The following is a 21,856-nucleotide window of genomic DNA, read 5'->3' as shown; positions in this document are numbered from 1 at the left end:
GAACGAGGAGAGCACCATCCCACAAAGATGGGATTTTCCTTTTGCCAATAGACGTACAGGAGAATGCAGATGAGCACAAATCAGGAAGCGAACAAACGAAAAGTGATGGCACTGGCTGAACGCTTTTCTCACTCCTCACAAGACTATCGGACAGCGCTCTTGCAGCTATTGCGTGAGTTCGTCCCTTTTGATGGGGCCTGCTGTACCGCTGTTGATCCCCAAACACTTTTGTCCACCGGAGCCATTACGGAAGAAGGGGTAGAAGCCATTCATCCTGGCATATTTGAGCATGAATACTTGCGCGAAGACTTCAACCGGTATGATGCTCTGTGCAAAGCGGCTGAGCCTGTTGCTACGCTGAGCCAAGCGACTGGGGGCCAGCTTGAACGCAGTGATCGCTATCGTAATGTTCTGCTCCCCGCCGGCTTTCATGATGAAATGCGTGCTGCCCTCAAGTTCGACGGTGCATGCTGGGGCTATTTAACGTTGTTTCGTTCGCAGGGGCTTCCCTTTTTTTCTGAGCAAGAACGTGAATGTATTTTGGCTTTGGCGCCGCTAATTGCTTATCAGTTGCGAAAGACGAGTCTGTCCTTACCCGCTGAGGAGAATACGTGGATGGAAGAAGAGATGGGAATATTGATGCTGTCGGATCAGTTCACCTTGCTCGCTGCCAATCCCACAGCGGAAAAATGGCTGAGCCTGCTGCGTCAATGGGAGTCGATTGATCGCGATACCTTGCCCCGACCAGTGCGAGCGGTTTGTTCGCGGGCACTCTCTCAGCTGGCAGAAGCAGGTCACACGACATCCATGGCAAAAGTCTGCATTCGCATGCCAGATGGCCCTTACATGACGATTCAGGCAAGCCCCATGAACAGCCAAAGCAGCACGGTCCACTTGGCTGTCTTGTTCGGTCCCGCAAAACCTGCTGACATGCTACCGCTCATCGCCGAAGCGTATGGACTGTCTGTACGGGAGAAGCAAATACTCGACCAGATTGTCCGCGGCGCTTCCACGAAGGTGCTCGCACGTACACTGCACATCTCCGCTTATACGGTTCAGGATCATTTGAAATCCATCTTCGTAAAAACCGGGGTGTCCAGCAGACGAGAGCTGATCTGGCAATTGTTTACCCGATTTGGCGTACAGGCGAATCAGTGAAAACCTAGCGAAAAGCCCCCTTCTTACAGCACACGCTGCTAGAAAGGGGCTTTTCGCTACTGATGACAATCCCTGAAATGAACAGAATTCGCTTCCTGCTGAGCCAATGCCTGTCCATACCGCATAAGCTGTTCCGACCGGGAGCGTCTGTACAGCGAGCGGTCGAGAGCAAATAAAAGCTACTACTTGCAACCATTTATGTAGATACTGTCAAATCAAGATGAAAAATCAGCTCCTCGCCATACTCGCCCGCAAATCTACATCCTTGATCGACAAGCCCCGCCTTTTTATACAGTTGGATCGCCGGCGTATTCGTATGATGAACCGTCAACACGATTTCATCTCGCTCCGGGTAATGCTCTCTCGCGATGTTAGCCAAGCCATGGAATACTCGCAAAGCATAGCCTTTCTTTTGATAGCGGGAATCGATCGAAAATGATTTGAAAATAATCGCCTGATCATTTGGTGTGTAGGGATTGCCTGTGTCTGGTGTGAATAAGGCAAAACAGCCGATCAGATGGCCTTGGTCGAAAACCACATAGGGCTTATAACCAGGATTGTTTTGAGATGCTTCGATCACATCGACTGGCATAGACGTGTAGATCGCTTGTTCTTGCGGCAAATCGTAAGCCATGATCGAAGGGGAGTCGCTTTTTTCGTACGGTCTGATAATGAACATATTAGTTCCTTTCTCTTCTTACGGAAAAATTCGCGGCAGCCCGGTATGAATCGGTAAGCACCAGACTGCCACCGCCCCGAAATTGATTCATTTACTCGGCTTTTGATTTCTGCTCCCCTATTTTTTGATTCAGCTTTTCGAATGCTGACCCGAGCTCTTCCTTCGGGATCATCGCATACCGATCACCAATGCTTACCTCAAAGGAGCTAGAAGACTCGTCGTCCTGTCTGACATAATGCGTGAAGCCAATCCCTGTCTCTTCACTGAGTGAGACCAGGATACGCTCGAGCTCTTCTTTCGGCAAATCTGCGTGCACATGAAACATGTTGGATACAGGCACGGCCGGTCTCGTGGATATCCCCTGGCATTTGTTGTAGAATCCCGCCAGTTCTTTTGCATCCTCGTAATATTGACTGAATTTATGTTTTCTCTGCTCAAAATGGTATTCTGCCGTGACAATATACGGGTACAAACTAATCAGGTCCCCGCCATGGCGTCTTTTCCATACCTTCGATTGCTTCGTAAAGTCTTCATCCCCAGCCAGGATCGCTCCGGCAATGCCGCCTATCCCTTTGTAAAAGGAAACGTACACACTATCGAACAATGCGCATACCTCATCGGCTGTCTTCTGGTAATACGGCAGGATTTCCAAAAGCCGGGCACCATCTAGATGCAGCCGAATTCCTTTTTCCCGACAATAGCGGGAGATCGCTTCCAAATCCTCATACGCAGGCAACTGTCCGCCAATCTCACGTTGTGGCAATTCCAGCAACAGGCACGCGATATCGTCGTCCATGCCGAGCACATCATCCAGTTCAATCACTCTGTCTTTATCCGCCAGCAAGACAGCCTCGATCTGATGCAGCTCCTTGAGCCCATCTTCCTCGTGAATCTCCAAGTGGCAGAGGGGATGATAGGCGACCCTTTTGATTCCCTTCTCATCGCACCAGATGCGTAACGCGATTTGTTGGGCCATCGTACCGCTGGGAAAGAATACGGCAGATTCTTTGCCCAAATATTCGGCCATCTTTCGTTGGAAATTCTCGATGAGTTCGCCTGACCCGTACATATCACCCTCCACATTCCCATCCACTCTGGACAGGACCTGCTGCAATTGATGGATGTCTCTCTTGCTGTGTCCGGCGATTTGATAAGTGGTCTTTTTAAATACTTCTCGCAAGCTTTTTGTATCGTTCATCTTGGCAGGGCTCCTTTTCCTTTGTCATCTTCAATCGCTTGATAGGCAGTGGTCCAGAAATCAAGGAAAGCACCGTCCCTGCCAATCGCATCGACATGCACCTCGCCTTTACGATAAACCAGTGTGACCAGTCCTGGCAGTTCTCCGCGCTCGACATAGCCACTCAGCCTGTCATACATGCGTCCGAGTCTGTCTAATGAAAATGCTCCCTTGCTCACCCCTTAACCCCTCAGTCCGGTTTTCAAGAAAACTCTTATGGAAGTGGTGGTTATTCTCGGATGCAGATGCTTCTTACTTCTAAAGATATCACATTTCACAAGCAGCTTATGTCGTTTGTTGTTTGACGTACAGATGACGATATTCACTCGGCGTCTTGCCCGTCATTTTTTTAAACAACGTGATAAAATACGGCGTATTCGCCATTCCTACCAATTGTGCAACATCCGCGATCTGGTTGTTCGAATGAGCCAGCAGCTCTCGCGCCCTTTCTATCCGCTTTTTCTGGATGTACTCCACGGGCGTCATATCCATGAGTCGCTTAAACGTCCGCTGCAAATGAAACGGACTACCATGGCACATATCAGCCAAATGCTCCAACGTCAGCTTTTCGTTATAATGAGAATCAATGTACTGTGTAATTTGTGATACCCACTCACGATCAGGCAACCTCTCTCCCGTGGGCTTGCAACGTTTACATGGACGAAATTCTTCCCGCAGGGCTTGGCTTGCATTTTGGAAAACTCGCACATTCTCCCTCTTCGGTGACTTCGACTTGCACGACGGTCTACAAAAGATCTTCGTCGTTTTTACCGCATAAAAAAATTGATCATCGTAAGACGCATCGTTATGAATAATGGCCTGCCATCGCTCATCGGTTACCCGTTCCTCCAAGACATGTCATCTCCTTTGTCATAGCCGTTTTCGAATCGCTTGCTCTTACCGACAGTATACCCCCACGCTACGTGATCCGTACTGCTAGAAGATTAAAATAGCAAGATAACGAAATGACAGGATCGCTTTTCTTGTTATAAAACTAGGAGGAAGTCAGACAGGAGGTTTTCGCATGACAAGCGGTCTATCCCACTCGGCTTGGGTCGATAATAGAGAAGAAATAATCTTGTCCGTACCTACGGAATTCAGTTTTACGCAAAATCTTCAATACTTGTCCAGAGCATCCAACGAATGCATGTTTCACATTCAAAACGGGCACCTCTACAAAGCCATCCCGATGGAACAAGATCCACAAGTGGTCGAAATTCACGCTGATAACGATCAAGGATTGACTGTGCGTTTTCTCAGCCCTTCGCTTCCCACTGAAAAAGTCCGGATAGAGGTAGCACGCTATGTCCGCGATTGGTTCGATCTTGATCGAGACCTGGTTCCGTTTTATGAGCTTGCCGCAGGGGATGCTCTTCTACAGCAGGCCGTTGAAAAGTTTTACGGGCTGCGGACCATGGGCATTCCCGACCTGTTTGAAGCGCTCAGTTGGGGAATTATTGGACAACAAATTAACCTGACCTATGCGTACACGCTTAAACGGCGGTTGGTAGAGACATTTGGAAGACGGGTAGAGTTCGAAGGTGAGACGTATTGGCTTTTTCCCACAGCGGAAAAAATCGCCGGCTTGACCGTCGCTGATCTGGATGGATTGCGCATGACGACAAAGAAATGCGAGTATTTGATTGACGTTGCACAACTCATCGTTGAAGGGAAACTATCGAAAGAGCTATTATGGGACGGAGGAGATTATCAAACCGCGGAGAAACGATTGACCAGCATCCGCGGGATTGGACCGTGGACGGCCAACTATGTGCTCATGCGCTGTCTGCGAATACCCTCTGCTTTTCCCATTGACGATGTCGGCCTGCACAATGCGATCAAATTTTTACTAGGCAAAGAAAAAAAGCCGACAAAAGCAGAAATACGAGAGCTGTCCAAGGCTTGGACGAATTGGGAGTCGTACGCTACTTTTTATTTATGGCGTTTTCTTTATTAATCAAAGGAGGTTCTATCCTATGCTAAAAATAGGTTCGCACGTATCATTCTCTGGTAAAGGACTGCTGAATGCCGCCGAAGAAGCAGCCACCTACGGCTCAAGTACCTTTATGATCTACACGGGTGCACCGCAAAACACCCGCCGCAAGCCGATTGAAGACCAGTACATTACGGAAGGCAAAGAAGTAATGGCGAAACAGGGCGTGGATGAAATTGTCGTACATGCCCCGTACATTATTAACTTGGGCTCTTACAAGGACGATACTTATGAGCTCGCTGTCCGCTTTCTGCAAGAAGAGATTCGCCGGACCGACTACATTGGCGTCAAAAATATCGTGCTGCACCCTGGCGCATACACCGACAAGGATGCGGAGTACGGCATTGCCCGAATCGCAGAAGGCTTGAATGAAGTTCTGACAGGCGTCAAAGACACCAATGTGAACATCGCGTTGGAGACGATGGCAGGTAAAGGAACGGAAATCGGTCGCAGCTTTGAGGAAATCTCGTCCATCTTCGAGAAAGTAGAAGACAACAGCAGGCTGACCGTCTGCATGGATACTTGCCACATTCACGACGCTGGCTATGATATCGTCAACGACTTCGATGGCGTCTTGGAACAGTTTGACCGGACAATCGGCTTGGATCGTCTCGCCGTCGTTCACTTGAATGACAGCAAAAACTTCCGCGGGGCAGGCAAAGACCGCCACGCGCCAATCGGTGCGGGACTCATCGGCTTTGATGCGATGAATTACATCGTGAACCACGAGAAAATCCGCCACCTGCCGCTTGTACTGGAGACACCTTGGATCAGCAAAGATAAAGGCAACGAGCGTCCGATGTACGAAGCAGAAATCGCCCTCCTGCGCGGGGAAGTGGACAAGCGCTTCGGCGACGAATTCATGGACCATGTGGAGCGCCTCGATTTCTTTTTCCGCAAACAAGATATTACCAGACGCGAGTATGTGATTGGAATTTGGGATCTGCTCAAAAACGACGCGAAGGCAAAGAAAGCCGATGGCCGCGAGCCGATGGAGCGTCTGTACGATATGGTGAAGGAAGCGAGATTGTTCCCTGAGCTTACCGAAGAGCAGATCAACCATCGCTTGAGTGCCTACTTCGCGATTCCAAAATTCTCGTAATGTAAAAGCACTTCATGTAGGCTGACCGTGGCTTCCTCCTGTTGGAGTGAAACCGACGCACGTACCAATAATGGGGGGAGCCATATGCCTACGCCAAAAAAGCCAACACCTCAAGATGCTGACTCTGCCAAAACATACACCCTGCTCGGAGCTGATCACTCGTTTTATCAAAGTAATACTCCGGGTACATTAGGAGGGTACCAGCCACGCAAAATATATGGCCGGCTGGATTGTCCCTCTGCCATCAGAGCCATTACGCGAGGCGGTTATGTGCGCCATCGCGTATTTTTTGCGGATGAAGCTATCGCTATTGCTGCGGGGTATCGGCCTTGTGCGGTTTGTTTACGAGAGAAATATTTGTTGTGGAAAGCGATGCGTGCGTAGATCAATGATCCCTGCCATTCCGTTCATTTTGCCTCCTGATCTTTCTATAGAACACCTGCGGGGATTCGAAAGAGTACATAGTTGCCCGTCCACATTTGTGACGTGATGATCAGCTTCTCTTTCCCCCGTTCAAAGAAGTAACCGGCCCCATCTTGCTGAATAAAGGTCCAGCCTTTTTCTGTCATTACTCGTTTTACAGCATCTGCTGCTGAACCTTGATCGGATTGCGCCCCGTACCAATCAATGTTATTCTCCGTCGTCAATTTGACGATCGGTCCCGTGTATTCGTCCAAAAGCTCCGTCACCTCTCTTTTGGACTTGGATTCGAATGGCAATGCAGGATACCAAATCCGAAAAGCATTGGCGAGCATGATGAGACAGAAACCGAAGATGATGACAAAGAACAGTAACTTCGCTCTCTTTTTCATACCTATACAACTACTCCTCTTCCTCAAAAATCGCAACAGGACGCGCCCATCCCGCGCTCGCTCCTTTCACTTTTACAGGGAACACAGAAACGGTAAACCCGTAGGGCCTCGGCAATTGCTCCAAATTCGCCAGCTTTTCAATTTGGCAATACTCTTTCTCTTTTCCCACATAGTGAGCCGCCCATAAAACGCCATCGCGCGGATTTTGTTTATAATCAGCGGCTTGAACGGAAAACGGAATATCCCATCCCCACCCATCGGTTCCCATGACCTTGATTCCTTGATCGATCAGCCAATGTGTCGCTTCGGCGGATACTCCAGCATGTGATTGAAAATAGTGCTCTTCATAGTATCTTTTATCCGCGTCCGTCCTGATCAGGACAATATCGAACGGTTTCAGTTCGTATTCGATTTGGGCGAGTTTCTGTGTTACGTCATTCAACGTGATCTCATAGCCAGACGGCTTTTCACTAAAATCAAACAGGACACCATCTCCGTAGAACCACTCCAACGGTAACTGATCAATCGTTTTCGCCGGCTCTCCCTCTGAAGTAGGCCAGTAATGCCAAGGCGCATCTACATGTGTCCCTGTATGTGTCGTGAGTGTCACCGTTTCACTCGCCCAAGCCTTCTGTTCGGGAAAATCCGTTGGTTGCAAACCGAAATACTGGGCAGCTTGGACAGCCCCTTCTTCATGACTATTGTATTGAATCTCAGGTGGAAACGGTTCTTTTGCCAGACGATCAAGAGGCACACTCAGATCAATGAACCGACGCGCTTTTCTATTCATAGCAGGATTCCCTTCTTTCCGCTTTGTAATTTTCTGTATTTTTGGTCAACTCCACTGTACTACCTGCCTTCCACCAGCGTCAAATGAACACAAGCAAAAGGCCAGTACCTCGTCGTCTATACAGGTACTGGCCTTCTTCATGGGGATTCTATGGGAATTTGTACTTCTACATACGTATCGCCCCCATGCGGGGTTTGCAGATAGTTTTCTCTGCCTGGCTGATCTTTTTTAATACGGTATTGATTGCGCTCTATCCAGCTTGCCAAGTCAATACAGGCCGTAGAAGGAACGAATGGCTCTACACGTTGGACCAGGGTGGCCATCATCGGCTCCTCTGGCAGCGTACGTATGTCCAGCATGTCGGATGCGGATGGCAAGGGAATGTCCTGTTTCAGTACATAGCCGATCTCCATTTCGAATGCCGTCTCGTCTCTCTCCGACTCCTTCCACAAAACGATAGGAGAAAGCATCCCTCTCTGCTGCTTACCTGCATAATGAGCCAACCGATCGAAAAGCATCGGAATCTCTTCCACTGTACCTTCCGCACGGAACGAGACAACTTTTTGGGCTTCGACTCGTTTAAAAACAACCTCTTGTTCTACGTACCCCTTTTGCTCGATCCATAGCAGACGCTCCTTGATTCGATTCAATCGTGCTTGCTCCTCCTCAAGTAGCTGTTCCATTTCCCTTTCTTTTTGCCTGAATATGCCTTGGAGTTGTTCCAGGGACATCTCTTCATGCAGCAATTGCTGAATTTGCTGCAACGTAAATCCCAAGTCCTTGTACATGAGAATTCGATTGAGCGTAACCAATTGCTCTGCTACATAAAACCGATAGCCCGTCTCTTTGTCGATATCCGCTGGCTTCAAAATGCCAATTTGATCATAAAAACGAAGCGTCTTTAAGGACACTCTGCTCAATCGGGAAAATTCACTGATCTTAAACATGGAAAAACCCCAATCTGTCATTCCCTTGACTTTCCCCTGTACGGGAACGTTTATAGTTGAAAAAAAATCATGCTTACAAAGGAGCAATGTGAGATGGATTACGACATTTTTCACTTGGGAGATGTTCGCTTGCAGTCCGGAGTGACACTACCACATGCATTTATTGCTTACAAAACGTATGGCACGCTCAACGCAGCCAAGGATAACGTCATTATATTTCCTACATCGTTTGGAGACCAGCATTACCAAAACGAATGGCTCATCGGGGAAGATAAGGCTTTGAATCCGAATCAATATTTTATCATCATTCCCAACATGCTCGGCAACGGACTATCGTCCTCCCCGAGCAATACAGCCAGCCCGTATGATCAGGCCAATTTTCCACACGTTACGATCTACGATAATGTCGCACTTCAGCATCGTCTCATTACGGAGAGGTTTGGCATCAAAAAAATTGCGCTGGCAACCGGCTGGTCGATGGGGGCCATCCAGGCTTTTCATTGGGCGGCGAGCTACCCAGATATGGTCGAACGATTGGCTCCTTTTGCCGGAACCGCAAAAACATGGCCGCATAACATCGTCTTGATCGAAGGCATCCGAGCAGCCTTGCAGGCCGATGTAGCTTGGAATAACGGGCAGTATACAGCGTCTCCCGAGGTTGGCCTGCGTACTTTGGGGCGCGTTTATGCAAGTTGGGGGTTTTCACAGCCATTTTACCGCGAGGCATGCTATAAAACTTTGGGCTATGAGACACTATCCGAATTTATCTCGGGATTTTGGGAGGAGAGCTTTGTTCCGTCAGATGCAAACGATTTGCTGTCGATGATGTGGACGTGGCAGCATGCCGACATTAGCCAAAATGATAGATACAAGAGAGACTTTGAGGCGGCGTTACGAAGCATTCAGGCACGAACGGTTGTGATGCCTGTACGGACTGATTTGTATTTCACGCCAGAAGACAGTGAATATGAGACGAAGCACATCCCTAACGCTACCTTTAAGCCGATTGAATCAATCTGGGGACACTTGGCTGGATTTGGGCTTAACCCTGTCGATACTGCGTTTATTGATAACACCTTAAAAGAACTGTTGGGGACAAACTGAAAATTGTTTCATGTCGCTCCTCCTCTTTATCTTATGAATCAGACTGTATCAAATGAGTGCTCAAATAAAAATGCGTGCAAGCCCTAGATCGTTTCACATAAAATGAAGTGGAGAAAAAAGGAGGGATTTCCAAATGGCCTCATTAATTTATCATGTTGCCGTATCGTTAGACAATTTCATTGCCGATCAAGGAATTATGGATGGAAATATTGAAAGCACTCTCTTTTTATTTGAGGGAGAACATGTACCGGACTTTTTATCTGAAATTCAGGAATATGATGCTGTGCTGATGGGCGCCAAAACGTACGAGTTTGGGTTTAAATTCGGTGCCAAGCCGGGCGAACCAGGCTATAAGGGAATCAAGCATTATATTTTCTCAAACTCCATGCAGTTCGAGTCCAATGCAGAAGTCGAGCTGGTCAAAGGCGATGCCGTCGAATTTATCAAAAATCTTAAACAGCAAGAAAACGGCAAGCTGTGGCTATGTGGGGGCGGTGAATTGGCAGGAGCGTTACTGGCACATCAACTGATTGATCAATTAGTGCTGAAAGTGAATCCGGTGATGGTCGGTGAAGGTATCCCTCTATTTGGAAGTGCGAAGCCACGTCTCAAACTCGAGTTAGTAGACATGAAACAGTACGCGAACGGCGTAACGAAGCCTACTTACAACATTGTTTATATATAATCTCGCTTAATAAGAGAAACGGGACCGCTTTATTCGACCCGTTTCTTTACCTTCTGTCATATAGAAAAAAGATGGGGACTCCCCCATCTTTTGATTTACGTTACGTCCTGCAGCTCACGAGTTAGAACTTGTGCTGCTTTTTGAATTTCAATTTTCCGTATGCGATGCTTGTCTTTCTTTCTAATCGTAAAGACGAGATCATCCGATTGCCATTGGATACCTTCTTTGAGCGTCGGATTTTGACTGTATAGCCAACCACCGATGGTATCGAGCTCTTCTTCATTAATATTAGCGTTAAGCAAGTCGTTAACCTCAGAGAGAAGTACCTTTCCGTCTACAATCACATGGCTGTTCTCTTCTACGATTTCGATTTCGGCTTTTTCCTCCGCGTCGAACTCATCACGGATTTCACCTACAATTTCCTCCAAAATATCTTCGATCGTAACCATTCCGGAGGTACCGCCATACTCGTCAATCAGGATGGCGATATGCGTTCTTTGTTTCTGCATCTTTTTCAAAAGGTCTTTTACAGGAGTAGCTTCTGAAACCGTCAAAAACGGTCGGATGAGCTTGGACATATCCAAATTTGGATCATCGGCATAATTCAGAAAGAACTCTTTCGTGTTAATCATCCCGATAATATGATCTTTGTTTTGCGATATAACCGGAAAACGGGTATATTGCTCTTCTTTCATGATTCGCAGGTTTTGCTCAAGGGTATATTCCTTGTGCAAGCAGCTCATATCTGTTCGTGGAACCATAATCTCGCGGGCCAGCATCTCATCAAAAGCAAAGATATTGCTGACGTATCCATACTCAGACTGATTAATTTTGCCACTCTCATAGCTTTCCGTCAGAATGATTCGCAGCTCTTCTTCTGAGTGACTTTCTTCGTGCTCCTTGGTCGGTTTCATACCAAATGAACGCACAAGCAGAGCAGCAGAGCCATTCAACACCCAGATTGCAGGGTACATCAATTTATAGAACCAAATAATAGGTTTCGCACACAGTAAGCTAACCGCTTCTGCCTTTTGGATCGCCACTGTTTTCGGTGCCAGTTCCCCGACAACCACATGTAGAAACGTAACGAGTGAGTAAGCAATCACAAACGACAGAACTGCAACGACTTGTTCGGGTAAATAAGGTGTAAGAATTGGGCTAATGATACTTTCAATCGTCGGTTTCCCCAATACCCCCAAGCCAATGGCTGTCAACGTAATCCCCAACTGACACGCTGACAAATATCCATCCAGGTTACTAACTACTTTCTGAACAGCAAGAGCATTCCTTCTCCCTTCCATGACCAGTTGGTCTACACGGCTTGGGCGAAGCTTTACAATTGCGAATTCAGTTGCCACAAAAAAAGCAGTAGCAACAATCAGAAAAGCAATTAGTAACAAATTCATGGTTAGCAATATCCTATCCCCTCTTCATTAGAAGTCTTACGTTTTCATTGTACGAAACTCAGCTCCTTCACATCAACGTTCGCTTATATCCAATTTCGTCTTAATTGTTTGATTATAGGCAGTTTTGTTATTTCAGGTCACTCACCCTCACAATTGCTGACTACAGGCATAGCATACTCACCCATATCCTTCCCTTCCTCTTGCTCTTTATTCGATTTTCCCCAATTCCAATACGACCGGACAATGATCGCTTCCCATCACCTGTGAGTCAATTCCCGCCCCGAGCAACGACGGAGCCAATCGCTCAGACGCGAGAAAATAATCAATACGCCACCCGATATTCCGTTCTCTTACCTTCGGCATGAAAGACCACCACGTATATGCATCTGTCTGATCCGGATAAAAATATCGATAGGTATCCACAAACCCAGCTGCCAGCAAACTCGTCATCTTCTCTCGCTCTTCAGGAGTAAAGCCAGAATTATTGCGATTGGACTTCGCATTTTTCAAATCAATCTCTTGATGGGCGACATTCAGATCCCCACAAACCACAACGGGCTTCTTCGCATCTAGCTGCAATATGTAGTTCCGAAACTGATCCTCCCATTCCAGCCGATAATCCAATCTCGACAAATCACGCTTCGCATTCGGGGTATATACCGTTACCAAGTAGAAATCGTGGAACTCCAATGTAATGATGCGTCCCTCAGGCTCATGGTCTTCTTCCAAGCCATAACGTACAGATAGTGGTTCCATTCTTGTAAAAATAGCCGTTCCGGAATACCCCTTTTTCTCTGCGTAGTTCCAATATTGATGATACTCCTCGCCGATCTCCATCTCGATTTGACCTTCTTGCAGCTTCGTTTCCTGCAAGCAAAATATATCAGCATTCGCCTCTTTGAAGTAATCGTAGAATCCTTTGTTTACACATGCGCGAAGTCCATTTACATTCCAGGAAATCAATTTCATCATCGCTTATCTCCTCGTCGCTATTCGTTAGATTCCATGGTACACTATCTTTGTTTTCAATTATAGGAGGTTACGATGATGGACATTGCAATGGGCATCGCATTCATGAGACTTCGTTAAAATCGACAAGACCCCATGTTGGCTCAACCATTTTCAAAAACGGAATGGGATGGGTTTATTTGTGTTTGATTGATTCTAACTATTCATGAATGAGGTGTTTTTGTTATGTCAAAAAACAATGTAGAGCAAATGCTTGCACACGCGAAAAATAACGGAATCCTTGTAGACCCAACTACCGTGAAGGTGAATGAATCCGGCTTAGATTTTCTTGCGATTTTTGCAAGTACGATAGATGGCGTTCCATGGGTATTACGCCAACCGCGCCGGGACGATGTCGTGGAGACAGCTCGTTATGAGAAAAAGGTGCTAGATCTCGTTGCCAAACATCTACGTGTCGAAGTACCGAACTGGCAGGTTCACACTTCTGAATTCATCGCTTATCCAATTCTGGGTGGCACACCGATGGCGACGATCAATATGGAAACAAAAAATTATGAGTGGTATTTGAACCCTGAATCTCTACCTGAACTGTGCATACAAACGTGGGCGGAAGCATTGGTGGAATTACACGGTATTCATCATGATCTTGCTCGCGATGCTGGTGTCCGCGTCAAGCAGCCTAGCGAAGCACGAGCAAGCCTTCGAGAAAAGATGAATGAAGTCAACCGCGTCTTTGGCGTTTCTGGGGCGCTATGGGATCGCTGGCAAAAATGGCTTGAGGATGACACATTCTGGCCTGCTCACTCTGCTCTTGTGCATGGTGACCTCCATCCGGGGCATATCCTGGTTGCTGAAAACGGAAAGGTAACGGGGCTCCTGGATTGGACAGAGGCCGAGGTCGCTGACCCTGCTATTGATTTCACGGTCTTTTACCTGTTGTTCGGAGATACTGGCTTGGTCGATTTCATCCAACGGTATGAGAAAGCAGGAGGCCGTGTATGGCCGCGTATGCATGAGCATATTGCAGAAATGACATCAGCGTATCCCGTCATTCTTGCCACCTTCGCGTTGAAATCAGGGCTGGAAGAGTTCAAGATCATGGCACGACAAGCTCTAGGTGTCGACGAAAACGGCAAAGAGATCTCTTAATGGATAACCAACCACCGTCCCCGTTTGGAGGCGGTGGTTTTTCTAAGTAAATAGCTACAATGAGCCATTACTGACTTGGAAATAAGGTGTTACAATAAATCGGCTCATTTGGACAATCCTTTACTAAATAGATGGAGTGAATATGATGAAGCGAGGACTTCTTATTGGCATTGGTGCTGTTGTCGTAGTAGCAGGCGTGCTTTCCATCCCTGTTGAGGCAGGCCCCTCACCCGATACACGAATCATATTGGAGCACACAAACAAGACGTATATTTCACCTCCCTGTTATGAGCAAGCAAACAAAACCAACAATTTAGCCGAAGCTGATATCCAAAAAGCGCAGGAATTGAATTATCAGCCAGAATCCAGCTGCACGGCAAATTCACTTGCCCCCAAAAAGCAACCGATTGCTTCTGTACTCGCCGTAAATCTCGGAGTCAAACAAAGCCACTGGGATTGGTAATAGCACTACGTTCTGGTTCACGAATTGTTCAAGTAAAATAGCTCATGTGAGCCATCTCCTTTTATCACCAAAGTTTATATAATCATCAAGAACGTCATCGAGAGGAGTAACCCTTGCATGCTTTTTAAGAAGTGGAACCGTAACTTCCACCGTTACATCGGACTCATCGTTAGCCTTTTCTTACTGATGTGGGCCATTACTGGTTTTCTCCTGTTAAATGTCCCATGGTATCAGGAAAAAGCCACAGACTTGAAAACGACAATGATCGAGGTACCTGCCCAACCAGAAAAGCTAACTATTGCCTATGTAGGTGAGAAGTTAGTAGAAACAGGGGAATATTCTTGGGATGAAATCAGATCGATCGCAAAATCAGGTGACTCTTTCAAAGTGTACGTTAGCAGAGAACCAATTCTGCGGCTGACTGTTTCTTCCGAAGGGCACATCACAGCCTTGAAACAAGATCCCATTTTAGATTTCTTCTACGGATTGCATGTGGGCGAATGGGAAGACCTCAATTATGTGACTGTGTTAGAGATTATCTCCATCTTAACCGCTTTTCTTGTCGTATCCGGGCTTATTTATTTCCTGCCCAAACGCTGGTTTAAGAAACGTGAAAAGAAAATATAAAGGCTTCGTCCATAAAAAAAAGAGCGTTAGCTATAGCAGCTAATGCTCTTTTTTTGATTAATAGTACGGAGAAATCATGATGTAAACAATAACGCCCGTCGCACTGACATACAGCCACATCGGCATCGTCCAGCGGGCGATTTTTTTATGTTTTTCCACTTTCATGTTGAGTCCACGTGCAGTCGTAATCAGCGCAAATGGAACGATAATCGCCGACAACAAAATATGTGTAATCAAGATGAAGTAATAGATCGGACGCACAATTCCCTCTCCCCCGAAGGAAGTGCTAGGTGCCATTCCGTGGTAGATCACATACGAAACCAAGAAGAGAGCTGTTGTGGAGAAGGCTGCAAAAATATATCCTCGATGCATCTTAATGTTTTTGTACTTCACGATGGAAACAAGCGCAGCAATCAAAAATATAAAGGTAAAACTGTTCATGACCGCATTAAAAAACGGCAGAAACGTCAGGTCGAGATGGCTGAAATCATTGTTCTTCGGCATGAAGTACAAGATGGCGACAAGCGTGTTAATCGCTATGGTGAGAATAACGATAATTGGTGTATAGTTGCGTTGTTTCATTCTTATGCTCCTTTTTTCTCAGATCATGAATGAGTATCCCGCTTTAGTCTACCCATTGACGAGCCCGGACATTGGCAGCTGAAGACGGTTAACCAGTCCAGTCATCCTAATGATAAACGAAGTAGGTATGCCGTACAAAGGCGATTTGATGAACAAAAAAAGGACCAACAAATGTTGGTCCCTTTCGTTACTACTTGTTTGATTGCTCGTCCAGTGGTACGGCCTTGCTAACTCCTAGTGCAAAAAAGCTGATGACCACAATCGCCAAGAAGACAATCCCGGCAATTAGGGAAACACGTGTGTCATCATTGATCCACATACCGATGAGTACCATGATGAGAAAAGCAATGGTCAAATAGTTGCTCACTGGGGCAAAAGGCATTTTGAATGGATGGTTGTCCATCTCAGCACCCTTTGCTTTTCGGAATCTGATTTGACTGATCAAAATGACAAACCACGGTACCATACCAGGCAACACACTCGCACTGTACACATACACGAAGAGATTTTCTGGGGCGATATAGCTTAAGATAACGCCAATACCCAGACCGATCAGCACACCAATCGTACCTAACAACGGCACACCATTCGAAGACAGCTTCGTAAAAACTTTCGGCGCTTGGCCATTAACGCCTAAGGTATACAGCATACGCCCTGCACTATAAATCCCACTATTACAGCCAGACATAGCAGCAGTGATCACAACAAAGTTAATGATACCTGCAGCTGCGGTAATACCAATCTTCGCAAAAGTAGCAACGAACGGACTGCCGATTGCCTGCAATTGATCCCAAGGGTAAACGGTTACAATAACAAAGATCGCACCGATATAGAAAATCAAAATACGCCAGATAATGCTTTGGATCGCACTCGTTAATGTTTTTTTCGGGTCTTTTGCTTCCCCTGCGGTAATCCCGATGAGCTCGACACCTTGATACGCCCCAATCACCAAGGAAAGGGCAAAGAAAAAGCCTGTCCAACCGCCCGTAAAGAATCCGCCATTCTCCCACAGATTCGATAATCCGATTGCGTTTCCACCATTTCCAATGCCAAAGAAAATCAATCCAAACCCTGCAATAATCATCAAAACGATCGTTACAATCTTGATCATGGCAAACCAAAACTCAAATTCACCAAATGATTTTACCGAGACCAAGTTTGCTGCACCGAGAATCACCATGGCAATAATGCCTGGAATCCAAGGCGGTAAATCCGGAAACCAATACTGCATATACTGTCCGACGGCGATGATCTCTGCCATCCCGACAATGACCCACTGGAACCAGTTACTCCAAGCCGTCATATATCCTGCTAACGGGTGGATATACTTATGCCCAAAGGTCGCGAATGAACCCGTACTCGGTTCCATATACAACATTTCACCCATTGCACGCATGATGAAAAAAATAAAAATTCCTACAATTGCATAAGCTAGCATGACAGATGGTCCTGTCCATTTAATCGTGCTGGCAGACCCCATAAATAGCCCAACACCGATCGTACCGCCCAGAGCAATCATCTGAATATGACGGGCTTCCAGGCCTCTCTTCAGTTCTTTGTTTTCCACGTAAGCTTCTTCTTCCTCTCTGCTGTTGGCGGTATTTTAGGAAAGCCATCATAGAAAGCATTCCTAATCGTTAGTAAGATTATTCCTTTTTCTTACGTTGTGCTTCACTTCCGAATTGTTTGTTTATTTGTAAAATAAATTTCACTAACGTTAATTATTATATTCACTTTATAAACAATTTGTAAATCGATATGTTCAAGAAAAATATAACCAAATATATATTACTGAAAAAACATTTTCTTCTAAACTAGGTTACATGATAGAAAAGCACAACAATCGCCGAGATCTCCCTCGATCAGTTGTTGTGCTTTTTGTCTCATTGATTATTTAGGATTAAGCGCTCTTGCCATCGCATCTACATAGCTTTGGCTGGCGCGCTGGCTCACTTCCGCTTCGGGAACAAACACTTCAAAACAGTGGTAGCATCCGGGATACAGATGAAATTCTACGTCTACCCCTGCTTGTGCAAGCCGCGCCACATATTCGATCGTCTCATCTCGGAACAGATCGAGCTGTCCTACGCACGTATAAGTCGGTGGCAGCCCCGCCAAGTTTTCTGCTCTCGATGGCACCGCATATGCGAATACCTGACTGTCGGCGGCACCTTCGCCTAGGTACATACTCCACGCAGCCAAATTGTTTGTCCGGTTCCAGGTTGCATTTTCAGCCTCAATTTCATAGCTCGACGCTGTACGATTACGGTTGTCGATCATTGGATACAACGGCATTTGGAAAATAAGGGCTGGTCCACCTTTGTCGCGAGCCATTAAAGCAAGGGCTGCGGTCAGCCCCCCTCCCCCGCTTGCACCAGCAATCGCAACCCGCTCCAAATCGATGCCGAGTGACTCAGCTTCGTCTGTCATCCACGTTAAACCGGCGTAACAATCATGGATGGCAGCTGGATAGGGGTGTTCGGGAGCCAAACGATAATCGACCGATACGACGACACAATTAGCCGCTTGTACAAAGCGTTCGCATAGAGCGTCATCCATATCAGGGTGCCCCATCACATAGCCTCCTCCATGAATCCACAGCATGGCCGGAAGCTTACTACCTGTTCGCTGGACGGGCTCGTATATTTTAGCTAGCATCTCTCCTGCTGCGCCCGGAATCATTCGACTTGTGGTACGTACGTCCTCTGACTTCACAATAGGCGGATTCTTCAGCATGGCCCTGCTCGACACCAAATTTTCTTCGAGTTGAAAACCAGGGAATTGCGCTAATGTTTGCCTTAATTCCGGCAATACTCGACGATGAAAATCCACGTGAATCCCTCCATTAAGCAAATGTTGATTCTTGCTGTGTCTCTGCTTCCCACTTGGTTATTTCCTCTCGCACCCGAGGCGCTACCTCTGTTCCTAGCAGCTCAATGGCTCTCATTACCTGTTCATGCGGCATCGTGGATATTGGCACATACATCATAAAGCGCGTCATGCCTACATGTTTGCGAAGGTGGATGATCTTTTGAGCAACCGTCTCCGGATCACCCACATACAATGCCCCTTCGAAGCTGCGTGCGGCATCGAAGCTAGCACGGTTATAATGCGCCCAGCCCCGCTCCCTTCCGATTTTATTCATTCCTGCTTGGGTAGAAGGAAAGAATGTATCTGCCGCCAGTTCCGTATCTTCTGCAACAAATCCTAGTGAATGTGACCCAACCGTTAATCGAGATACGTCATGACCAGCGTGCATGGCCACCTTCTTGTAAAGCTGCACAAGTGGTGCAAACTGCCGCGGACTTCCACCAATGATCGCTAGCATCAGTGGCAATCCCAGCAGACCTGCACGAACAACAGATTCTTGATTGCCTCCGCTGCCAATCCAAATGGGTAAAGGATTCTGAACGGGCCATGGATATACGCCCAAATTCTGGATAGCTGGCCGATGACCGCCCCTCCAGGTTACTTTTTCGGACGCCTGTATTTTAAGAAGCAGTTCCAAATGTTCTTCAAACAGCTCATCATAGTCATTCAAGTCATAGCCGAACAGGGGAAAAGACTCGATAAAGGAACCGCGTCCCGCCATAATCTCTGCCCGTCCATTCGAAATGCCATCCAGTGTAGCAAAATCTTGAAAAACACGCACTGGATCAGCCGAAGAAAGCACGGTCACAGCACTGGTCAGCCGAATCCTTTTTGTCAGTGACGCAGCCGCAGACAGCACCATTGCTGGAGAAGAAGCTGCATAATCCTTGCGATGATGTTCACCTATGCCAAATACATCAAGCCCAACCTGATCAGCGAGGACGATTTCCTCGACAACTTCACGCAATCGCTGTGCGTGGCTCATCACTTCACCTGTCTGAACATCCGGTGTCGTTTCTACAAACGACGTAATACCAATCTCCACAGACCATCTCTCCTTTTGCAAAAATGTATATCAGTCAACAGCTCACGAAACGCGTCTGGTCACTGCCCAATACACCAGAGCCAAAGCACTGACAGAGGCTCCGAGCGAGCATACTCCCTCCCAACCAAAATGCGCATATGTATAGGTCGAGGCAATGGAGCCAGTAGAAGAGCCGATCGAATAGAAAACCATATACCCCGCCGTGAGCCGACTCCGCGCCTCTGCACCCAGGGTGAAGATCATACTTTGATTCGTAACATGCACGGCCTGTACCGCCAAATCAAGCAAAACTATACCTATCGCCAAGGCAAGTAAGGACTGTTCTGTATAGCTGATTAGCAACCAGGATAGTAACAATAGGCTCAAAGCAAAGCCCGTCGTTCTCTGTCCATAGCCTCGATCTGCAAGCTTCCCTGCCCTTGCTGCAGCTAACGCTCCGGCAACTCCTGCGAGGCCAAACGCCCCGATCGCCGTATGCGACAGAGATAATGGTGGCGCACTCAGAGGCAGTACCAATGGCGTCCACAAAATACTAAAAGCAGCAAAAATCAGCATAGCCAGAACAGAGCGAATACGTAATAGCCGTTCTTGTGCGAACAACATCAGTACCGACCTAAGCAACTGGAGATAGGATAGCGACTTTACCTCCCGCTCCCTATTTGGCAATACCCGAAATAATACGCAAACCATTACCAATAGAAATGCAGCAGAGACTAGATATACAGAACGCCACCCCGCAAGATCTGTTAATATCCCCGCAATGGTTCGCGCTAGAAGTATGCCAATGACGATTCCGCTTGTAACTACTCCAACTACTCGCCCTCGCTCAGCAGGGTCAGCCATTGTCGCCGCGAATGCAACGATCGTCTGCGTCACAACGGCAAGTAATCCTATTGCAGCTATACCTGTGAATAGTACCGTGCTGGTGGAGGCAGTCCCTACGATAACCAGCGCTACCACAGATAAAAACATCTGACCGATAATCAGGCGGCGCTGGTTCAATAAATCGCCAAGCGGCACAAGCAATAACAGTCCTACTGCATAAAAGATTTGGGTAAGGGTAATGAGAATCCCAATGATGGAATAATCAATCCCGAACTCAATCGACAAATGATCAAGTAGTGGTTGCGCGAAGTAGATATTCGCAACTGACATCCCGCAAGCAACCGCGAACAATAGTGTTACATAGCGAGGCATGGGAGAGCCTTGCACTGAATCCGCCTTCCTATCGGCTTTAGCCGTTACTTTTTCAATAACTTCCTCCATCTGACTTCACCTTACCTCCTTTCATTTTTTCGTTTAGAACAAAATAACATACCGATCAGTACGTTATTGTGCCCAGTAAATATATCCCACTATTTCTTTTTCTGTCAACAGCATTCTTTTGACACTAGGATATACCGTCGATAAATTGACAAAACAGATAAAAAACAATAAAATATAAAATACCATTCAGTACAAAATATCTATTGACCGTTACATAGATTCGAATACTTGAGTAATGAGAGGAACTCTTTATGGCAAGAACACGCGAATTTGACGAAGAAAAAGTACTAGATGCAGCTATGCAGCTCTTTTGGGAGAAGGGGTATGAAGCTACCTCATTAAGTGATTTAACTTCCCGAATGGGTATCCAGCGCCCCAGTATTTACTCGACCTTTGGGGACAAAAAAGAATTGTTCGAAGCCGCACTACGCAGATACACGATGTCTCGTGCTTCCGAGATACGAACGAAGCTTCAAAACCAGCCATCCGTAAAAGCGGCATTTCGCCTTTTTTTTAAAGAGGTGGCCGATGAGGAATATACGGAAGGTCTCAGCCGAGGATGCTTTTGCATTAATACCATGGTCGAGCTAGCCCCTCATGATGAGAAATTTGAGATTTTGACAAGGGAACACCAAATGTACCTCTCAGTCATCTTTCAAGAAACGATCGAGCGAGGTATCCAATCAGGTGAACTCGACTCGAGTATAGACGCGAAAGCTACCGCACAAGCGCTTATCGTATCGTTAATTGGACTGACCGTAATCATGAAATCTCGTCCAACTCGATCATTTGTTGATAATTCGATAGAAGTTACACTTACGTTACTTAGGTAACTATATGGATTAACTTGGACAAAAAAAGACCAACATATGTTGGTCTTCAGGTTGTCGAGAAAGTATCGGCAACCTTTTTTTAGTTCGGATTACTTTTATAAATTACCGCGTTAATATAGTATAATATGATTATTAATA

24 protein-coding genes and 1 pseudogene are annotated in these 21,856 nt (G+C 46.6%); 10 read left to right on the top strand and 15 right to left on the bottom strand.

The features are described 5' to 3' along the window. Positions 1-69 precede the first annotated feature (69 nt). Positions 70-1,158 (top strand): response regulator transcription factor, encoded by a 1,089-nt coding sequence (locus ACFVS2_RS33795; protein ID WP_390240947.1) that lies wholly within the window; start codon positions 70-72, stop codon positions 1,156-1,158. A 93-nt stretch (positions 1,159-1,251) separates the two neighbouring features. On the opposite strand, the pseudogene ACFVS2_RS33790 reads toward ACFVS2_RS33795, so the two are convergent. The 5 genes and pseudogenes from ACFVS2_RS33790 to ACFVS2_RS33770 all read right to left on the bottom strand — a co-directional run. Further along, positions 1,252-1,350, bottom strand: a pseudogene (locus tag ACFVS2_RS33790) (SMR family transporter); the annotation flags it as partial. Positions 1,351-1,354: 4 nt separating this feature from the next. Then, positions 1,355-1,837 carry a GNAT family N-acetyltransferase gene (locus ACFVS2_RS33785; RefSeq protein WP_390240945.1) on the bottom strand — a complete coding sequence of 161 codons (483 nt, stop codon included), beginning with the start codon at positions 1,835-1,837 and terminating at the stop codon, positions 1,355-1,357. Positions 1,838-1,928: 91 nt separating this feature from the next. Next, positions 1,929-3,035 (bottom strand): threonine aldolase family protein, encoded by a 1,107-nt coding sequence (locus tag ACFVS2_RS33780; protein ID WP_390240943.1) that lies wholly within the window; start codon positions 3,033-3,035, stop codon positions 1,929-1,931. Beyond that, positions 3,032-3,253 (bottom strand): hypothetical protein, encoded by a 222-nt coding sequence (locus tag ACFVS2_RS33775; RefSeq protein WP_173621085.1) that lies wholly within the window; start codon positions 3,251-3,253, stop codon positions 3,032-3,034. Before ACFVS2_RS33775 ends, ACFVS2_RS33780 begins: the two co-directional genes overlap by 4 nt. Before the next feature lie 106 nt (positions 3,254-3,359). Then, positions 3,360-3,926, bottom strand: a complete 567-nt coding sequence (locus ACFVS2_RS33770) for a bifunctional transcriptional activator/DNA repair enzyme AdaA (protein WP_390240941.1) — start codon at positions 3,924-3,926, stop codon at positions 3,360-3,362. Positions 3,927-4,098: 172 nt separating this feature from the next. Between ACFVS2_RS33770 and ACFVS2_RS33765 the strand changes: the two genes are divergently transcribed. From ACFVS2_RS33765 to ACFVS2_RS33755, 3 genes are all read left to right on the top strand, one after another. After that, positions 4,099-5,031, top strand: a complete 933-nt coding sequence (locus tag ACFVS2_RS33765; protein WP_390240939.1) for a DNA-3-methyladenine glycosylase 2 — start codon at positions 4,099-4,101, stop codon at positions 5,029-5,031. 19 nt (positions 5,032-5,050) lie between these two features. After that, positions 5,051-6,169 (top strand): deoxyribonuclease IV, encoded by a 1,119-nt coding sequence (locus ACFVS2_RS33760; protein ID WP_390240937.1) that lies wholly within the window; start codon positions 5,051-5,053, stop codon positions 6,167-6,169. An 84-nt stretch (positions 6,170-6,253) separates the two neighbouring features. After that, the gene (locus tag ACFVS2_RS33755; protein ID WP_390240935.1) at positions 6,254-6,553 is read left to right on the top strand and encodes a metal-binding protein; all 300 of its coding nucleotides are present in this window, start codon (positions 6,254-6,256) and stop codon (positions 6,551-6,553) included. 44 nt (positions 6,554-6,597) lie between these two features. On the opposite strand, the gene ACFVS2_RS33750 is transcribed toward ACFVS2_RS33755, so the two are convergent. The 3 genes from ACFVS2_RS33750 to ACFVS2_RS33740 form a co-directional block, all read right to left on the bottom strand. Beyond that, positions 6,598-6,981, bottom strand: coding sequence for a hypothetical protein (locus ACFVS2_RS33750; RefSeq protein WP_390240933.1), 384 nt, complete (start codon positions 6,979-6,981; stop codon positions 6,598-6,600). A gap of 10 nt (positions 6,982-6,991) precedes the next feature. Further along, positions 6,992-7,771, bottom strand: coding sequence for a cyclase family protein (locus ACFVS2_RS33745; protein ID WP_390240931.1), 780 nt, complete (start codon positions 7,769-7,771; stop codon positions 6,992-6,994). A gap of 137 nt (positions 7,772-7,908) precedes the next feature. After that, positions 7,909-8,739: a MerR family transcriptional regulator gene (locus tag ACFVS2_RS33740; RefSeq protein WP_390240929.1), complete on the bottom strand. Its 831-nt coding sequence runs from the start codon at positions 8,737-8,739 to the stop codon at positions 7,909-7,911. Positions 8,740-8,811: 72 nt separating this feature from the next. Between ACFVS2_RS33740 and ACFVS2_RS33735 the strand changes: the two genes are divergently transcribed. Together ACFVS2_RS33735 and ACFVS2_RS33730 are read left to right on the top strand one after the other, a co-directional pair. Then, entirely contained in the window at positions 8,812-9,822 is a 1,011-nt protein-coding gene (locus ACFVS2_RS33735; RefSeq protein ID WP_390240927.1) for an alpha/beta fold hydrolase, read from the top strand. A 133-nt stretch (positions 9,823-9,955) separates the two neighbouring features. After that, positions 9,956-10,507, top strand: a complete 552-nt coding sequence (locus ACFVS2_RS33730) for a dihydrofolate reductase family protein (protein ID WP_390240925.1) — start codon at positions 9,956-9,958, stop codon at positions 10,505-10,507. A 95-nt stretch (positions 10,508-10,602) separates the two neighbouring features. Here the strand turns inward: ACFVS2_RS33730 and ACFVS2_RS33725 are convergent, their stop codons facing one another. Together ACFVS2_RS33725 and ACFVS2_RS33720 are read right to left on the bottom strand one after the other, a co-directional pair. Further along, complete coding sequence (locus ACFVS2_RS33725) at positions 10,603-11,922, bottom strand: hemolysin family protein (RefSeq protein ID WP_390240923.1); 1,320 nt, start codon at positions 11,920-11,922, stop codon at positions 10,603-10,605. 198 nt (positions 11,923-12,120) lie between these two features. Continuing rightward, positions 12,121-12,882, bottom strand: a complete 762-nt coding sequence (locus ACFVS2_RS33720) for an exodeoxyribonuclease III (RefSeq protein ID WP_390240959.1) — start codon at positions 12,880-12,882, stop codon at positions 12,121-12,123. 225 nt (positions 12,883-13,107) lie between these two features. Here ACFVS2_RS33720 and mphJ point away from each other — a divergent pair, with 225 nt between their 5' ends. The 3 genes from mphJ (at position 13,108) to ACFVS2_RS33705 (ending at position 15,121) form a co-directional block, all read left to right on the top strand. Next, entirely contained in the window at positions 13,108-14,031 is a 924-nt protein-coding gene (gene mphJ, locus ACFVS2_RS33715) for a macrolide 2'-phosphotransferase MphJ (RefSeq protein ID WP_390240921.1), read from the top strand. Between the two features lie 145 nt (positions 14,032-14,176). Beyond that, on the top strand, positions 14,177-14,494 hold the full coding sequence (locus ACFVS2_RS33710) for a hypothetical protein (RefSeq protein WP_173621144.1): 318 nt from the start codon (positions 14,177-14,179) through the stop codon (positions 14,492-14,494). A 117-nt stretch (positions 14,495-14,611) separates the two neighbouring features. Further along, positions 14,612-15,121: a PepSY domain-containing protein gene (locus ACFVS2_RS33705; RefSeq protein WP_390240919.1), complete on the top strand. Its 510-nt coding sequence runs from the start codon at positions 14,612-14,614 to the stop codon at positions 15,119-15,121. A gap of 57 nt (positions 15,122-15,178) precedes the next feature. Here ACFVS2_RS33705 and ACFVS2_RS33700 read toward each other — a convergent pair whose 3' ends face one another. From ACFVS2_RS33700 to ACFVS2_RS33680, 5 genes are all read right to left on the bottom strand, one after another. Then, positions 15,179-15,703 (bottom strand): DUF420 domain-containing protein, encoded by a 525-nt coding sequence (locus ACFVS2_RS33700; RefSeq protein WP_390240917.1) that lies wholly within the window; start codon positions 15,701-15,703, stop codon positions 15,179-15,181. Positions 15,704-15,893: 190 nt separating this feature from the next. Next, a complete protein-coding gene (locus ACFVS2_RS33695; RefSeq protein WP_390240915.1) occupies positions 15,894-17,270 on the bottom strand; it encodes an amino acid permease in 1,377 nt (458 codons plus the stop codon). 323 nt (positions 17,271-17,593) lie between these two features. Continuing rightward, positions 17,594-18,535, bottom strand: a complete 942-nt coding sequence (locus tag ACFVS2_RS33690) for an alpha/beta hydrolase (protein ID WP_390240913.1) — start codon at positions 18,533-18,535, stop codon at positions 17,594-17,596. Positions 18,536-18,548: 13 nt separating this feature from the next. Further along, the gene (locus tag ACFVS2_RS33685) at positions 18,549-19,619 is read right to left on the bottom strand and encodes an LLM class flavin-dependent oxidoreductase (RefSeq protein ID WP_390240911.1); all 1,071 of its coding nucleotides are present in this window, start codon (positions 19,617-19,619) and stop codon (positions 18,549-18,551) included. A gap of 42 nt (positions 19,620-19,661) precedes the next feature. Further along, positions 19,662-20,885, bottom strand: a complete 1,224-nt coding sequence (locus ACFVS2_RS33680) for an MFS transporter (protein ID WP_390240909.1) — start codon at positions 20,883-20,885, stop codon at positions 19,662-19,664. 251 nt (positions 20,886-21,136) lie between these two features. Between ACFVS2_RS33680 and ACFVS2_RS33675 the strand changes: the two genes are divergently transcribed. Beyond that, the gene (locus tag ACFVS2_RS33675) at positions 21,137-21,718 is read left to right on the top strand and encodes a TetR/AcrR family transcriptional regulator (RefSeq protein ID WP_173621137.1); all 582 of its coding nucleotides are present in this window, start codon (positions 21,137-21,139) and stop codon (positions 21,716-21,718) included. The last annotated feature ends 138 nt before the right edge of the window (positions 21,719-21,856 follow it).

It is taken from the genome of Brevibacillus sp. NPDC058079, assembly GCF_042885155.1.
GTDB lineage: Bacteria > Bacillota > Bacilli > Brevibacillales > Brevibacillaceae > Brevibacillus.
Note: the sequence above shows the minus strand (reverse complement) of the source record. Positions and strands in the feature narration are given on the sequence as shown.

Bases quoted from the DNA above. Each gene is read 5' to 3' on its own strand.
- ACFVS2_RS33680 (WP_390240909.1), bottom strand. From the start codon at position 20,885: ATGGAGGAAGTTATTGAAAAAGTAACGGCTAAAGCCGATAGGAAGGCG.
- ACFVS2_RS33755 (WP_390240935.1), top strand. From the start codon at position 6,254: ATGCCTACGCCAAAAAAGCCAACACCTCAAGATGCTGACTCTGCCAAA.
- ACFVS2_RS33780 (WP_390240943.1), bottom strand. From the start codon at position 3,035: ATGAACGATACAAAAAGCTTGCGAGAAGTATTTAAAAAGACCACTTAT.
- ACFVS2_RS33795 (WP_390240947.1), top strand. From the start codon at position 70: ATGAGCACAAATCAGGAAGCGAACAAACGAAAAGTGATGGCACTGGCT.
- ACFVS2_RS33675 (WP_173621137.1), top strand. From the start codon at position 21,137: ATGGCAAGAACACGCGAATTTGACGAAGAAAAAGTACTAGATGCAGCT.
- ACFVS2_RS33740 (WP_390240929.1), bottom strand. From the start codon at position 8,739: ATGACAGATTGGGGTTTTTCCATGTTTAAGATCAGTGAATTTTCCCGA.
- ACFVS2_RS33750 (WP_390240933.1), bottom strand. From the start codon at position 6,981: ATGAAAAAGAGAGCGAAGTTACTGTTCTTTGTCATCATCTTCGGTTTC.
- ACFVS2_RS33710 (WP_173621144.1), top strand. From the start codon at position 14,177: ATGAAGCGAGGACTTCTTATTGGCATTGGTGCTGTTGTCGTAGTAGCA.
- ACFVS2_RS33730 (WP_390240925.1), top strand. From the start codon at position 9,956: ATGGCCTCATTAATTTATCATGTTGCCGTATCGTTAGACAATTTCATT.
- ACFVS2_RS33720 (WP_390240959.1), bottom strand. From the start codon at position 12,882: ATGAAATTGATTTCCTGGAATGTAAATGGACTTCGCGCATGTGTAAAC.
- ACFVS2_RS33745 (WP_390240931.1), bottom strand. From the start codon at position 7,771: ATGAATAGAAAAGCGCGTCGGTTCATTGATCTGAGTGTGCCTCTTGAT.
- ACFVS2_RS33765 (WP_390240939.1), top strand. From the start codon at position 4,099: ATGACAAGCGGTCTATCCCACTCGGCTTGGGTCGATAATAGAGAAGAA.
- ACFVS2_RS33705 (WP_390240919.1), top strand. From the start codon at position 14,612: ATGCTTTTTAAGAAGTGGAACCGTAACTTCCACCGTTACATCGGACTC.
- ACFVS2_RS33785 (WP_390240945.1), bottom strand. From the start codon at position 1,837: ATGTTCATTATCAGACCGTACGAAAAAAGCGACTCCCCTTCGATCATG.
- mphJ (WP_390240921.1), top strand. From the start codon at position 13,108: ATGTCAAAAAACAATGTAGAGCAAATGCTTGCACACGCGAAAAATAAC.
- ACFVS2_RS33760 (WP_390240937.1), top strand. From the start codon at position 5,051: ATGCTAAAAATAGGTTCGCACGTATCATTCTCTGGTAAAGGACTGCTG.
- ACFVS2_RS33700 (WP_390240917.1), bottom strand. From the start codon at position 15,703: ATGAAACAACGCAACTATACACCAATTATCGTTATTCTCACCATAGCG.
- ACFVS2_RS33735 (WP_390240927.1), top strand. From the start codon at position 8,812: ATGGATTACGACATTTTTCACTTGGGAGATGTTCGCTTGCAGTCCGGA.